Annotated in this window: 11 protein-coding genes and 1 tRNA gene; 2 read left to right on the top strand and 10 right to left on the bottom strand. The window is 63.5% G+C overall.

Annotated elements, in window-relative coordinates:
- Window positions 1–28 precede the first annotated feature (28 nt).
- Window positions 29–331 (bottom strand): hypothetical protein, encoded by a 303-nt coding sequence (locus GTP90_RS13670; RefSeq protein WP_161084063.1) that lies wholly within the window; start codon window positions 329–331, stop codon window positions 29–31.
- A gap of 76 nt (window positions 332–407) precedes the next feature.
- Window positions 408–1274 (bottom strand): phage integrase N-terminal domain-containing protein, encoded by an 867-nt coding sequence (locus GTP90_RS13665; protein WP_161084062.1) that lies wholly within the window; start codon window positions 1272–1274, stop codon window positions 408–410.
- Window positions 1275–2110: 836 nt separating this feature from the next.
- On the opposite strand from GTP90_RS13665, the gene GTP90_RS13660 reads away from it, so the two are divergent.
- Window positions 2111–2350, top strand: a complete 240-nt coding sequence (locus GTP90_RS13660) for a helix-turn-helix transcriptional regulator (RefSeq protein WP_161084061.1) — start codon at window positions 2111–2113, stop codon at window positions 2348–2350.
- On the opposite strand, the gene GTP90_RS13655 is transcribed toward GTP90_RS13660, so the two are convergent.
- From GTP90_RS13655 to pepN, 4 genes are all read right to left on the bottom strand, one after another.
- Window positions 2329–3540, bottom strand: coding sequence for a tyrosine-type recombinase/integrase (locus GTP90_RS13655; RefSeq protein WP_161084060.1), 1212 nt, complete (start codon window positions 3538–3540; stop codon window positions 2329–2331). The two genes, GTP90_RS13660 and GTP90_RS13655, sit on opposite strands and share 22 nt — an antisense overlap.
- A gap of 179 nt (window positions 3541–3719) precedes the next feature.
- A tRNA-Thr gene (locus tag GTP90_RS13650) sits at window positions 3720–3795 on the bottom strand.
- Between the two features lie 106 nt (window positions 3796–3901).
- Window positions 3902–4903: a class 1 fructose-bisphosphatase gene (locus tag GTP90_RS13645; RefSeq protein ID WP_161084059.1), complete on the bottom strand. Its 1002-nt coding sequence runs from the start codon at window positions 4901–4903 to the stop codon at window positions 3902–3904.
- A gap of 42 nt (window positions 4904–4945) precedes the next feature.
- A complete protein-coding gene (gene pepN, locus GTP90_RS13640) occupies window positions 4946–7612 on the bottom strand; it encodes an aminopeptidase N (protein ID WP_161084058.1) in 2667 nt (888 codons plus the stop codon).
- 209 nt (window positions 7613–7821) lie between these two features.
- Here pepN and GTP90_RS13635 point away from each other — a divergent pair, with 209 nt between their 5' ends.
- Window positions 7822–8496 (top strand): DUF4136 domain-containing protein, encoded by a 675-nt coding sequence (locus GTP90_RS13635; RefSeq protein ID WP_161084057.1) that lies wholly within the window; start codon window positions 7822–7824, stop codon window positions 8494–8496.
- Window positions 8497–8508: 12 nt separating this feature from the next.
- Here GTP90_RS13635 and GTP90_RS13630 read toward each other — a convergent pair whose 3' ends face one another.
- Genes GTP90_RS13630 through GTP90_RS13615 form a run of 4 tightly spaced genes read right to left on the bottom strand, consistent with a single transcriptional unit; the run spans window position 8509 to window position 13403 of the window.
- Entirely contained in the window at window positions 8509–9483 is a 975-nt protein-coding gene (locus GTP90_RS13630) for a quinone oxidoreductase family protein (protein ID WP_161084056.1), read from the bottom strand.
- A gap of 41 nt (window positions 9484–9524) precedes the next feature.
- Window positions 9525–9911, bottom strand: coding sequence for a methylglyoxal synthase (locus GTP90_RS13625; RefSeq protein ID WP_161084055.1), 387 nt, complete (start codon window positions 9909–9911; stop codon window positions 9525–9527).
- Window positions 9912–9920: 9 nt separating this feature from the next.
- Complete coding sequence (locus GTP90_RS13620) at window positions 9921–10829, bottom strand: DMT family transporter (protein ID WP_161084054.1); 909 nt, start codon at window positions 10827–10829, stop codon at window positions 9921–9923.
- 54 nt (window positions 10830–10883) lie between these two features.
- A complete protein-coding gene (locus tag GTP90_RS13615) occupies window positions 10884–13403 on the bottom strand; it encodes an alkaline phosphatase D family protein (RefSeq protein ID WP_161084053.1) in 2520 nt (839 codons plus the stop codon).
- Window positions 13404–13525 lie beyond the last annotated feature (122 nt).

Raw genomic sequence — 13525 nt, 5'->3', positions numbered from 1 at the left:
CCGGTTGCTGTCACCCCACTGCAAACGGTCAGTAGTGCTCCACAGATGAGCCGCCGTTAGACTTCGCCTCAAGCGCAAGCACTCGTTCACGCAATGCAATCGTAGGCGCTTGTGATAGCAAGACGAGGCCGACAGCAAAGGCGATGAAAGCCCAGAACGACAGCTCGCCTGCGACGTGCTGGCCGACATATACGCCTCCCAGTCCAGTCAAAAATGCTCCGACTGTTTTCATCAGGTTTGACAACATAAACTCTCCAAATTTTCTGGCACGGCGGGCCACCTTTAGCCGGAAATGGCCGGTGGCAGCCCAGTCCAATTCACTGAGCAGCATAACATGTTGCACTTGTGAAAAATTCACCCATTGTCACAGGCTAATTCTGCAAAGAGTCAAAGGCGATCCCCCTACCCTAGCGGCCGAGATAGACGGCAGTGATTTGCTCTCGACCATGGCCCATTTCTTCAGACAGTAACAATCTCGCCGAGAGATCTCGCTCCCGCTGCTCGGGACTTAGCTGAGATGAGCGGGGGCCACCGCGCGCTGGGCAATGCCAGCCGGTGAGCTGGTGGTAGCGTAACTGCGCATAATGATGGCGTAGACCATGCACCCCGTGAATGCCCGCCTTGTCGCACTGAGCGCGGAAGCGTTGCAGCTGATCGCGATACTGCAAGTGCCTGGGAATAAGGCTGCCGCCAGCGGTGAGCCGCCTGGCTTCGTTGAGAACTTCGCGCTGCTCGGGCGTGCGGATGGCGGTCTCACGATATTTTCCTCCCTTGGTCCATGAGTCTTTGAGCCTTAGTCGATCGCCGCCATCGGCCCAAGCTGGAACAATCTTGATGCTCTCTTCGCGCCTCAATCCAAACGCGGATTGCAGACATAAGGACATCGCCGTGTAAGCATCCGTGATCTTCGCCAGACGCGCATCATCAAGCACCTTGGCCTTGGAGATGTTGGTGACAAAGGTGCGCTTATCGATGTCGTAGCTGCCGTTGTCACGCGCGATGATGTTGTCCTTGCCGATCTTCTGCGCCCACCAGCGCATGGCGCTCATACGGTTCTTCATCGTGCCGGCGCTGACGCCATCGGCCTTCCATTGCTGCACCAGCGCGTCCACGTGCTTGGGGCGCAGACTGTCAGCATTCATATGGCGATATCCGAGATCGTGCAGCTGGTTAGCGACGTGCGAGAGTATCCGTGCGCGGTCGGCCTGCGTGGCATAGCTGCCATCGCGATTGCGGTCGCACAGCTGCTTGAGTTGATAGTTCAAGTCGCGCATCGCATGCTCCTCAAATCAAACTTGGTGTGATCGAGTCAGGTAAGTGTTTCTGGCCTCCGTGCTTGCCGCAGCAAGGACGGTTTGTAAAGGCCTCGGGACACCACTCCCGTGTATGCGGTGTGTTCACTGCTTGCCCGCGCCGCATGCGCGTGTGGCGCCGCGATCCGCTCCTTGTAGAAGCCTGATCGCGGTGGGACCAGTTACCCAGGGTCCATGGGGTGTGCCTCGCACACGTTGTCGGCCCACAAGGGGCATAGTTGGCAAGCAGCGTTCTGCTGCGCTGATAGCGGTAGATCCGCCGTCACTAGCCTGCGTCACTGAGAAAACAGCGGTGGAGCCCATATAGCGCTTGGTTGCTAGCGCGTCGTCACTGGCAGCAGGCCGCCAGTAACGACGCGCGGTTTGCGCCGCGGACTATGGCGGCGTATCGACATGCACGCAGCGGCAGATCGCCGCGTGAAGTGGTGACAGTGCGCGAAGGCGCACAATGTGACGCGCATCGCCCTCAGTGGAAGGATGCGCAATAAGGATGCAGCCAGTCCTGGCTGATCGCGGGTTCGCTCACAGGCGAGTCCAATCTAGATGTACTGACTAAGGGCGCGTGACGAGCGCTACGCCTGGCGCAATGCCAGGTTGCGAAGGGCGATCCTTCGCGTCGAAAAATATATTGTCCTCCACCTGGCATAACGCCGGCATCACCGACATAAAATTCTCGCCGATTTATTTGTCTAACGCTGATGGGGAATGGCCCGCGATAAACGCCCTGATTTCGGTTGGCGCTTGCGCGGACAACGGTACATCTTATCGTACTGCGACAACCACCACTGGAGGACAACATGAGAACCTACGACAGTCTCCCCGATACCATTCGCTTGATTCGACTGAAGGAAGTATTGCGGATATGCGGCATGTCCCGAAGCACGCTGTACAACAACATCAAGGAGCGCCAGTTCCCCGAGCCGATCAGGATCTCAGCGCGCTCCGTAGCCTGGCTCCAAAGCGAGGTGCAGGAATGGGTCGAACTCAAGGTCAAGCTGCGCACCGTGAAGCAACGTCAGTCGCCCCAGCTGCGGTGATCATCGCCATCACGCAACCTGTCCAGGTAATCGGCCCAGCGCTGCATCATCTCGCGCCGGGCCTGCAGGTGCTTGGTGCGGTTGTAGGCGCGCCCGTTCGGATCTTTCACGGCATGCGCCAGTTGGTGCTCGATCAGGTCGACACGCTCCCCTAACACTTCATCCAGCATCGTGCGGGCCATCGCGCGGAATCCGTGGCCCGTCATCTGCTCCTTGCTGTAGCCAAGGCCGCGCAGTGCCGCGTTGACCGTGTTCTCGCTCATGCACTCGTTGGCGGTGCGCAGACTGGGGAAGACGTAGCGGCCATCTCCCGTTACCGGATACAGCTTGCGCAGGATCGCCACGGCCTGCCGCGCCAAAGGGACGATGTGCTCGATGTGCATTTTCATCCTTATGGCCGGGATGCGCCACTCCGCGCCATCCAGATCGATTTCCGCCCATTCTGCGGCCCGCAACTCCCCCGGACGTACAAACAGCAGCGGCGCCAGTTTCAACGCCGCCTTGGCCACCGGATAGCCGTCGTAGCCGTGGATCGCCCGCATCAGTGCCGCCACGTCCTTCGGCTCCGTCAGCGCCGCGTGGTGGGAACGCGGGATCACCGCCAGCGCGCCGCGCAGATCAGCCGTCACGTCCCGTTGCACGAGATCGAGCGCGACTGCGTATCGAAAGATCTGTCCGCACATCTGCTTGATGCGGTGGGCAGAGTCATAGGCTTCTCGGGCCTCCACTTTCTGCGCCACGGCCAATACGTCGCGTGGCTTGATCGCGGAAATCGGCCGCTTGCCTATGAGAGGAAACACATCGTGCTGCAGCCAGGCCAGCACCTTGTCCTGGGTGCTGGCGGAGCGCATCTTGGCCTGCATCGCCAGCCACTTGAGCGCGACCGATTCAAAGGTGTGGCTGGCGGCGATCAGCTTCGCCTCGCGCTCCTCGCGCCTGGCTTCCGCCGGATCGATGCCATCGGCCAGCAGCACGCGCGCGTCGTCGCGCCGCTTGCGCGCCTTGACGAGGGCAACCTCGGGATAGGTGCCCAGCGCCATCGTCTTGCGCTTGTTGAGGTATCGATAGTCCAGGCGCCAGTACTTGCCCTGCGGTTTGACGTGAATGTAGAGTCCTCCGCCGTCGTAGTGCTTGTCTCCGCCCTGCTTGCTTGCCTTGGCGAATCGAACAAAGGTGTCGGTGAGCGCCATGGGAGCCTCCCTCTGTCGGTATACGAAATCGAGCTCAGCAACGAGATACCGACAAAATTGACGGTATACGCCCTTGATTTTATGTTAACTCCCCGGATTTTCAAGGACAACAAAAAACCCGCTTCTCCTATGGAGGAAGCGGGTTTTTCGACTTCTTGATACTTTTTACTGCTGTGTTCTGGTGCCGCTTGCCGGAATCGAACTGGCGACCTTTTCATTACGAATGAACTGCTCTACCAACTGAGCTAAAGCGGCGAAGTCGCACATTCTAACAAATATTTCTTGCTACACGCTAGTCCCTGCACGATAAATTTTAGCCATGCTGCAAAAATATCATTGCTTTGTGCGGTTTTGAAGCTTCTCAGCCCGCGTGGTAGCCCGTCACCACCGCCACTTCGTCCCGCGAACCCAGGAACACCGGCACGCGCTGGTGCAGCTTGTGCGGCTGGATCTCCATGATGCGGTTCTGGCCGTCGGTGGCCGCGCCGCCCGCCTGTTCGACGATGAAGGCCATCGGATTCGCCTCATACATCAAACGCAGCTTGCCTGGCATCGACGTGTCGCGCGTGTCGGCCGGATACATGAAGATGCCGCCGCGGTTCAGGATGCGGTGCACGTCGGCCACCATCGAGGCGATCCAGCGCATGTTGAAGTTGGTGCCGCGCGGACCGGTCTCGCCGGCCAGCAGTTCGCTGACGTAGCGCTGCACCGGCGCGTGCCAGTGGCGCTGGTTCGACATGTTGATCGCGAATTCCTTGGTCTTGGCCGGGATCTGCATGTTGCGCTGCGTGAGCACCCACGAACCCATCTCACGGTCCAGCGTGAAGCAGTTGACGCCGTTGCCGGTGGTGAGCACCAGCATGGTCTGCGGGCCGTACACGGCGTAGCCCGCAGCCACTTGCTTGGTGCCGGCCTGCATGAAGTCGGCCTCGGTCGGCTGGCCCATGCCTTCCGGCGCCTTCAGCACCGAGAAGATGGTGCCGATGGAGACGTTGACGTCGATGTTCGAGGAGCCGTCCAGTGGGTCGAACAGCAGCATGTATTCGCCTTTTGGATAGCGGTTCGGGATCGGGTGGATCGATTCCATCTCTTCCGACGCCATCGCCGCCAGGTGGCCGCCCCATTCGTTCGCTTCCAGCAGGATTTCGTTGGAGATGATGTCCAGCTTTTTCTGCACTTCGCCCTGGATGTTTTCGGTGTCGGCGGTGCCGAGCACTTCACCCAGCGCGCCTTTGCCTACCGAGTGGCTGATGGTTTTGCAGGCGCGTGCGACCACTTCGATCAGCAGGCGCAGTTCGGCCGGGATCGAGTTGTTCTGGCGCTGTTCTTCCACCAGGTATTGTGTAAGGCTGATGCGTTTCATGGTTTCCCTTGCGTTGAATATAAATCGTATAAATCGTTATGCTTAATTGGCCAGCGCCTTGGTGACCACTTCCAGCACGTCGTTCGACAGCTTGGCGCGGCCGGCGACTTTTTCCAGTGCCTTTTTCATCTTGGCCTGAAGCGCCGGGGCGTATCGGCGCCAGCGGTCCATGCCGCGCGCCAGGCGCGCCGCCACCTGCGGGTTGATCGCGTCGAGCTTGATGACGAATTCGGCCCAGAACTCATAGGCGCTGCCGTCCGCCGCGTGGAACTGCGACGGGTTGGCGCTGGTGAAGTTGAAGATCAAACTGCGCGCGCGGTTCGGGTTCTTCAGCGTGAAGGCCGGATGCTGCATCAGCTTGCGCACGGCGGCCACATTGGTGGTCGGCGCGGCGGCCTGCATGGCGAACCATTTGTCGATCACCAGCGCCTCGTGTTCGAAGTCCTGGTAGAAGGCCTTCAGGTACGGGCCCGCTTCGGCGCCGCTGTGGATCATCGAGACCAGCGCGGCGGAGCGGTCGGTCATGTTGCCGGCCTTTTCGAACTGCTGCTGCGCGAGCTTCAGTTCCGCCATGTCCGGCGCCACCATCAGGTAGGACAGGCACAGGTTCTTCAGCGCGCGCTTGCCGGCCGACAGGGCGTCCGGGCTGTAGGCGCCGGGCGTCTGGTTGGCGTGGTATTGCGCCAGCAGCTCGCTCTTCAGCGCAGCGCCGATGGTGCGGCGCATGAACTGGCGCGCCACGTGGATGGCTTGCGGGTCGACCACGTCCATCTGCTCGGCGATGATGATTTCCGACGGCAGGATCAGCGCCAGTTCGCGGAAGGCCGGGTCCAGCGTGTCGTCGGTCAGCACGGCGCGCTGGGCGTCGATGAAGGTGGCGTCCAGTTTCAGGCCGGCGTCGCTGCCGCCGGCGGCCGCCACTTGCGCGGTCAGCTTCAGCAGGCGCTCCATCGCCAGCCGCTGGCCCGCTTCCCAGCGGTTGACCGGGTCGCTGTCGTGGCTGAACAGGTGCAGCAGCTCGTCGTCGGTGTAGTCGTATTCGAGGATCACCGGCGCCGAGAAGTCGCGCAGGATCGATGGCGTGGGCCGCTCGTCGACGTGGCGGAAGCGGAAGATCTGCTCCTGCTCGGTCAGCTCCAGCACCACGGTGGTGGCGCCCTTGGCGTGCTTGCCGCCTTCCAGCGTCAGCGGCAGGTCCTTGCCGTTGGCGCTCAGCAGGCCGACCGCCACCGGGATGTGGAAGGGCAGCTTGTCGGCCTGGCCGGCGGAGGCCGGGCAGCGCTGGCTGAGGATGATGTCGAAGTTGCGCTTGACGGCGTCGTAGCGCGTGCGCGCGGTGACGATGGGCGTGCCGGCCTGCGAGTACCAGCGCTCGAACTGGCGCAGGTCGCGGCCATTGGCGTCGGCCATGGCGGCGCGGAAGTCGTCGCATTCGACGGCCTGGCCGTCGTGGCGCTTGAAGTACAGGTCCATGCCTTTGCGGAAGCCGTCGCGGCCCACCAGGGTCTGGTACATGCGCACCACTTCGGCGCCCTTTTCATACACGGTGACGGTGTAGAAGTTGTTGATCTCGACGAAGGAGTCGGGCCGCACCGGGTGCGACATCGGGCCGGCGTCCTCCGGGAACTGGGCCTGGCGCAAGGTGCGCACCTGGTCGATGCGGGTGACGGCGCGGCCGCTGTCGGTGCCGATCATGTCGGCGCTGAACTCCTGGTCGCGGAACACGGTCAGGCCTTCCTTCAGCGACAGCTGGAACCAGTCGCGGCAGGTCACGCGGTTGCCGGTCCAGTTGTGGAAGTATTCGTGGCCGACCACGGCTTCGATGCCGGCGTAGTCGATGTCGGTCGCCACGCGCGGGTTGGCCAGCACGAACTTGGTGTTGAAGATGTTCAGGCCCTTGTTCTCCATCGCGCCCATGTTGAAGTCGCCCACGGCGACGATCATGAAGCGGTCCAGGTCCAGCTCCAGGCCGAAGCGTTCCTCGTCCCAGCGGATCGAGTTCTTCAGCGACTGCATGGCGTAGTCGGTCTTGTCGAGGTTGCCCTCTTCCACCCACACCTGCAGCAGCACCTCGCGGCCCGATTGCAGCGTGTATTTCTCTTCCTGGCAGACCAGGCGCGCGGCCACCAGCGCGAACAGGTAGGACGGCTTCTTGAACGGGTCTTCCCACTTGGCGTAGTGGCGGCCATCGCCCAGCTCACCCTCCTCGATCAGGTTACCGTTCGACAGCAGCACCGGATAGGCGGCCTTGTCGGCGCGCAGCATCACGGTGTACTTGGCCATCACGTCCGGGCGGTCCGGGAAATAGGTGATGCGGCGGAAGCCTTCGGCCTCGCACTGGGTGAAGAAATTGCCGTTCGAGACGTACAGGCCGGACAGGCTGGTGTTCTGCACCGGCGCGCACAGCGTTTCGATTTCCAGCACCGCCTTGGCCGGGGCCTTGCGGATGGTCAGCGTGCTGCCGTTCAGATGGTATTCCGTCGGCGCCAGCGTCTTGCCGTTCAGGCGCAGCGCCACCAGTTCGATCTCCTCGCCGTGCAGCACGATGTCCCGGCTCTTGCTGGCCGGGTTCTGCCGCATGGTGATGCGGTTGGCCACCACGGTGCGGTCGGGATCGAGGTCGAAACCGAGTTCAACGGTATCAACCAGGTAGGCGGGAGGGGTGTAATCTTTGCGGAATATCGTCTGTGGACTGCTGTCTGTGCGCATTGGAGGACTCTGGTGACGTAAGCAAAAGCCTATTTTACCAATACCAGCCGCCGGAGGACGGGCGAATTGCCCGAGCCGGCCCGGATCGGTGGCGGATAAGTTGCTGGTTTCCACCTCGCCGTAACATTCTGTAATAATCATGCAAGGGCGGAGCCGCCGTCGTAAACTTGGATTTGTAAAATACCGTCTGTAACCGAGAGGGCAATATCATGAAATATCTCGCCTTGCTGGCCACCGCAGCGATCATGCTGCTGAGCGGCTGCGCCACCACCATCCATAGCGACGTCACGGCATTCAATGCCTGGCCGGCCGACCTGCAGGACAAATCCTATGCGTTCGAAGCCCCGCAGGGCGCGGACGACACGCTGGAATACCGCAATTATCAAGTGCTTGTGAGCAACGAACTGGGCAAGCTGGGCTTCCATCAGGCGGCCGCCAACCAGCAGCCGAAGTTGCTCGTCGGCATGAAATTCAGCACCATCGACCATCCGGTGCGGGTGCTGGAGGCGGATGATCCGTTCATGGGGCCGTACTGGGGGCCGGGCTACGGCCGTTACGGCTGGGGGTATTCGCGCTGGGGTTATCGTCCGTACTTCTACGATCCGTTCCGCTTCTACGGCGGTCCGATGATGGTGGAAGAGCGCATCAAGCATGAGTATCAGCGCCAGCTGCGCGTGACCATCAACACCATCGACGGCCGCAAGCTGTACGACGTGACGGTGCAGAACACCAGCCGCGTGCAGGCCACGCCGCATGTGATGCCGGCGCTGGTGCAAAGCGCCTTCACCGGCTTCCCCGGCGTGAACGGCGTGCCGCGCAAGGTTGACCTGACCATCGATCCGAAGACTGAAACGGTCGACGCTACGCCGCCCAAGGCCGGCTAACGGGCCGGAACTTTACGGCAGCAGGATCGAGGAGCCGGTGGTCTTGCGGCCTTCCAGTTCGGTATGGGCCTGCGCCACATCCGCCAGGGCGTAGCGCTGGCGGACCTCGATCTTCACCTCGCCGCTGCCGACCACGCCGAACAGCGACTTGGCCGCCGCTTCCAGTTCCTCCCGGTTGGACAGGTAGGCCATCATCGACGGCCGCGTGATGAACAGCGAGCCGCGATTGGCCAGCTCGGTCAAGCTGAACGGCGGCACCGGACCCGACGCATTGCCGAAGCTGACCATCGTGCCCAGCGGCCGCAAGCAGTCCAGCGAGCCGATGAAGGTGTCCTTGCCGATCGAGTCGTACACCGCCGTCACGCCCTTGCCGCCGGTGATCTCCTTCACCCGCTCGGTGAAGTTTTCCTTGTTGTAGTTGATGACGTGGTGCGCGCCGTGCTCGGTGGCCAGCGCCGCCTTCTCCTCCGAGCCCACCGTGCCGATCAGGGTCACGCCCATCACCTTGGCCCACTGGCAGGCGATCAGCCCGACGCCGCCGGCCGCCGCGTGGAACAGGATGGTGTCGCCGGCCTTCAGCGGCACCGTGCGGTGGAACAGGTACTGCACCGTCAACCCTTGCAGCATCATCGCGGCCGCCGTGTCGAAGCCGATTTTCTCCGGCAGCACCAGCAGCTGCGCGGCCGGCATGTTGCGCGCCTGCGCGTAGGAGCCGATCGGCCGGCCCGCGTAGGCCACGCGGTCGCCCACCTGCACCTCGGTCACGCCCTCGCCCACCGCCTCCACCACGCCCGCGCCCTCCATGCCCAGGCCGGCCGGCAGCGGCTGCGGATACAGGCCGGTGCGGTGGTACACGTCGATGAAGTTCAGGCCGATCGCCTCATGGCGCACCCGCGCTTCGCCGGGGCCGGGCGGGCCCAGCTCCACGTCCACCAGTTCCATTACCTCCGGGCCGCCGAAGCGGTTGATGCGGATTGCCTTGGTCATGTGTACCTCCGTTGTGCTTGATGCGAAAAGTGTAGCGCCGGTCAGGCCGTGGCGGCGCGCAGCTGCAGCTGCGACAGCACCAGGTGGGCCGACGAGACGTTGGTGGCGCACGGCGTGTTGTGCACGTCGCAGGCGCGCACCAGCGCGTTGATGTCCGGTTCGTGCGGCTGCGGCGTCATTGGGTCGCGCAGGAAGATCACGCAGTCGATCTCGCCCTCGACCAGCATGGAGCCGATCTGCAAGTCGCCGCCGAACGGGCCTGAATGCTTGCGGTCCACGGTCAGTCCCAGCTCGTTGATCAGGCGGCCGCCGGTGGTGCCGGTCGCGGTCAGCGTGCAGGTGGCCAGGAAGTCCTTGTACTCGGCGGCCAGGGCGATCATGTCGTCTTTTTTCTTGTCGTGGGCAATCAGGGCAATGCGGGTTTTCATGTCTTGGTCCTATTTTTTTGACAGCAGATAAATCCCGGCCAGCACCAGCACGGTGCCTCCCAATTGCCAGGAGGTGACAGGCTCGCCCAGCAGCAGCGCGCCCAGGAACAGCGTTGAAACGGGGCCGATCATACCAGCCTGCGAGGCGGTGCCGGCGCCGATGCGCTCGACGGCGGCCATGGTCATGAACACCGGCATCACGGTGCACAGGATGCCGTTGACCAGCGACAGGCCATACACCGGCAGCGGCTGCAGCAGTCCGGACGCTGGCCGCAGCAGGAAGAACTGGCCGATGCAGGCGGCGCTGGAGACGCACATCGCATACGACACCAGCCGCAGCGCGCCGAGCCGGCGCACCATCTCGCCCGACAGCAGCAGGTAGATCGAATACGCGGCGGCCGAGCCGGTGACCAGCAAGGCGCCCAGCACCACGTTCTGGCTGCCGCTGTTGAGGTCATGCAGGAAGACGAACACGATGCCGCAGTAGGAGATCAGCAGCGCCAGCCACTGCTTGCGGCTGATGTGCTGCTTGAGCAGCGTGGAGGAGATCAGCAACACGAAGGTCGGCGTCAGGAACAGGATCAGCCGTTCGAGGCCGACCGAGATGTATTGCAGGCCGAGGAAGTCGAGGAAACTGGAGAGGTAGTAGCCGACCAGCCCGAGGCCGACCAGGCGCCAGCGGTCGTTGCTGGTGAGGGGCGCCTCGGCGCGCATCTTCCACAGCGCGATGGCGGCGAACACCGGCAGCGAGAAGATCATGCGGAAGGCGATCAGCGTGACGGCGTCGATGTGATAGCGGTAAAGCAGCTTGGCCACCACCGCCTTGGTCGAAAACAGAACCGCCCCGCCGATGGCGATACCCAAGCCGCCCAGATAAGCGGCGCGCGCCGGCGCGCTGTCCGTGATGCTTTTTTCCATACCGGAATTGTACGGGCAAACGGACAGCGCCGCTGGCGGCGCCTTGTTTTACGCTTAGCTGATCGCCACGGCAGCCGAGCCGGCGGTTACGGTGGCGGTAGTCACGCGGGCCACTACGCTGGCCGGCGCGCTGGCGCCCACCAGTTTGTTGACCTGCTTGAACTGCGCGACCATCTTGCCCGGCGTGAGCGTGACCACCGTGAACCCTTGCGCATCGGTGTTCAGGTGCTTGATCCACGGGTTGTTGCCCAGGCCGGACAGCTGCTGCGCCAGCGCCAGCAGCGAGACGCTGAAGTCGCTGTTGGCTTGCAGGCCGGCCAGCACCGCGCCGGTGGTCGCGTCCAGCTGCGCTTCCGGCAAACCCTTGGCGGCCAACGCGCCGCGCACCTGCACGCGGACCTGCTCCGCCAAACTGGCCACGGTCGGCGCGGCCTTGCCCATTGTGTAGTCCAGCAGGTCGATCGAGATGTTCAACGTGCCCAGGCCCGTGACCGGGATCGCCAGCGGGTAAGCCACCAGCGTGGCGATGTCGCCCAGCGCCGACGCCGCGTCGCGCAGGTAGCTGAAGAACGAATCCGAACTGATACCGGCCGACACCAGGTCCACCATCACCGGCGTGCCGCCGCCGGTGGCGTCGAAATCGTCGCTGACGGTGCCGGCGAAGAAGGCGTGGATGTCGCCGGTGATCGCCACCACGTTGCCGATGCTGTTGGTCTTCAAATGCGCCATCAGCGCCTTGCGCTCGCTGTTGTAGCCGTCCCACTGGTCGCAGTTGAGCAGGAAGCGCGTGAAGAACGGCGCCAGCTGCGCCTTCTTGCCCGACGCCGCCACGAACGGCGAGTCGATCTTCTTGGCCTGGATGTCCGGCTTGATGTAGCCGAAGGCGATGGTCTGCGCGCCGGCGCCAGCCAGCGCGGCCGGCGTCCCGGCGACGATGCCGCTGGCGGCGACGTAGACGCGCGAATACGCGGCCACCGCGATGGTGGCCTGCGCCACCGTCAGGCCGGCCTTGACGCCCGCGCCCACCTGCGTCTCCGGCGTGCTGCCGGGGGTGGCGTAGGCCTGCAGGATCGCGCCGGCGCCAGCTTGCGCCACGGCCGCCGCAGCGCCCGCGGTGGCCGCCGCGACGATCGCGGAAGCCAGCGGGAAGTTGCCGCTCACCGCCGCCGCCGTGCTGCCGATCGAGGCCGCGATGGTCGGCACCGCGTTCAGCGCCAGCAGGGTGGCGATGGCGTCCACGCCGTTCAGGCCCATGCGCAGCAGCGACACTTCATTGCCCCACAATTTCCAGGTCGCGGTGGCGGCCTTCATCTTGTCCATCCACCACTGGCGCTGCGTGGTACCCAGCATGGTCACGGTGGCCAGCGGCTCCAGGCCGATGGTGGTGGCGCCGGCCATCTTCTGCGCCTCGACCGTGTTGAACAAATCCTGCGGCACCAGGTAGCGCGAGCCGATGCGGCCCAGCGCCTGGCCGGTGGCCGGGTTGATCGACGATTCCGGAATCACGTGGTCGGCGCGGTACAGGCGCTCGTCGGTCATCACCAGCTGCATCAGCTTACCGAACTGGAAGTCGCGGTAGATCTTGATGTTCTGGAAGCCGGTGCTGGCCGTGTCGAAATCGACGTCGGCCGGCATGTATTCGAACCACGCCTGGTTGGCGTTGCGGCGGCGGCCAGCCTGGTGCAGGTCCGAGCCGTCGGCGTTGAAGCTGCCGTCGTAGGTCTGCGCATCCTGCCAGGCGTCGTCCGAGAACTCGTGGTCGTCCCAGATGGCGATGAAGGCGAAGCGCTCGTGCAGCGCCTGCAGACGGCTGTCGGTGCGGTACTTCTTGTACAGGTAGCGGTAGTCGGCCAGCGTGGTGGCGTACTTGGCGCCGGAGGTGCCGCTCTTGAAGGCGCCGTCCGGTAGCACGAGCGCGTCGTGGCGCGATTCGACCGCGCCAAGCTGGAAGGAGTCGCCCACCGTCTCGTAGATGTAGTCGCCCAGGTGGACGATGAAGTCCAGGTTCTCGCCCGCGATGCTGCTCATCGCGCCCCAGTGGTTGACGCTCCAGTCCTGGCAGGTCATGTAGGCGAACTGCAGCTGCGAGACGTCGGCCTCGGCGGCCGGCGCGGTCTTGAAGCGGCCCACGTTGGAGCGGCTGTCGCCGGCGATGAACTGGTAGTAGTAGGTGGTGCCGGCCGTCAGGCCGGTCAGCTTGTGGCGCACGGTGTTGTCGTACTTGACCTGCAGCGGCAGGGTCACGTCGGCCACGGTGGCGCCGCTCAGGGCCACGGCGCCGCCCAGCGAGCTGCTATTATCCACGGCGGTCACAACCAGGCGGATGGCGGAATCGCTGCCGGTGGCGGCGGCGACATTGTCGGCCGATGCCGGCACGGCGCGGGTCCACAGCATGATGCTGTCGGCGCGCGGATCGCCGGAGGCCACGCTTTGCGGGAATTTCCACGCGCCGCTGGCCGGTGGCAAATCGCTGCCGGGCGCCGCGCTGCTGCCGCCGCAAGCGCTCAGGCCTGCGCCCGAGGCCACCGATACCGTCACAAAACTGCCGAACTTCAGAAACTGCCGCCGATCCATGTGCACTCCGTATTGTAGTTATGTAAAAGGAAAATCGTAGCAGGAGGATATGACAGCTTCCCTACAAAAAGTGGAGGCCTGCCTCTAGAGCCGACAACGTGTTACCGTCTTGACTTATTTTT

The sequence above is a fragment of the Duganella vulcania genome (assembly GCF_009857655.1).
Lineage (GTDB): Bacteria > Pseudomonadota > Gammaproteobacteria > Burkholderiales > Burkholderiaceae_D > Rugamonas > Rugamonas vulcania.
This window is presented reverse-complemented; position numbering and strand designations above follow the sequence as displayed.

Bases quoted from the DNA above. Each gene is read 5' to 3' on its own strand.
- GTP90_RS13660 (WP_161084061.1), top strand. From the start codon at position 2,111: ATGAGAACCTACGACAGTCTCCCCGATACCATTCGCTTGATTCGACTG.
- pepN (WP_161084058.1), bottom strand. From the start codon at position 7,612: ATGCGCACAGACAGCAGTCCACAGACGATATTCCGCAAAGATTACACC.
- GTP90_RS13655 (WP_161084060.1), bottom strand. From the start codon at position 3,540: ATGGCGCTCACCGACACCTTTGTTCGATTCGCCAAGGCAAGCAAGCAG.
- GTP90_RS13665 (WP_161084062.1), bottom strand. From the start codon at position 1,274: ATGCGCGACTTGAACTATCAACTCAAGCAGCTGTGCGACCGCAATCGC.
- GTP90_RS13615 (WP_161084053.1), bottom strand. From the start codon at position 13,403: ATGGATCGGCGGCAGTTTCTGAAGTTCGGCAGTTTTGTGACGGTATCG.
- GTP90_RS13635 (WP_161084057.1), top strand. From the start codon at position 7,822: ATGAAATATCTCGCCTTGCTGGCCACCGCAGCGATCATGCTGCTGAGC.
- GTP90_RS13645 (WP_161084059.1), bottom strand. From the start codon at position 4,903: ATGAAACGCATCAGCCTTACACAATACCTGGTGGAAGAACAGCGCCAG.
- GTP90_RS13630 (WP_161084056.1), bottom strand. From the start codon at position 9,483: ATGACCAAGGCAATCCGCATCAACCGCTTCGGCGGCCCGGAGGTAATG.
- GTP90_RS13620 (WP_161084054.1), bottom strand. From the start codon at position 10,829: ATGGAAAAAAGCATCACGGACAGCGCGCCGGCGCGCGCCGCTTATCTG.
- GTP90_RS13670 (WP_161084063.1), bottom strand. From the start codon at position 331: ATGCTGCTCAGTGAATTGGACTGGGCTGCCACCGGCCATTTCCGGCTA.
- GTP90_RS13625 (WP_161084055.1), bottom strand. From the start codon at position 9,911: ATGAAAACCCGCATTGCCCTGATTGCCCACGACAAGAAAAAAGACGAC.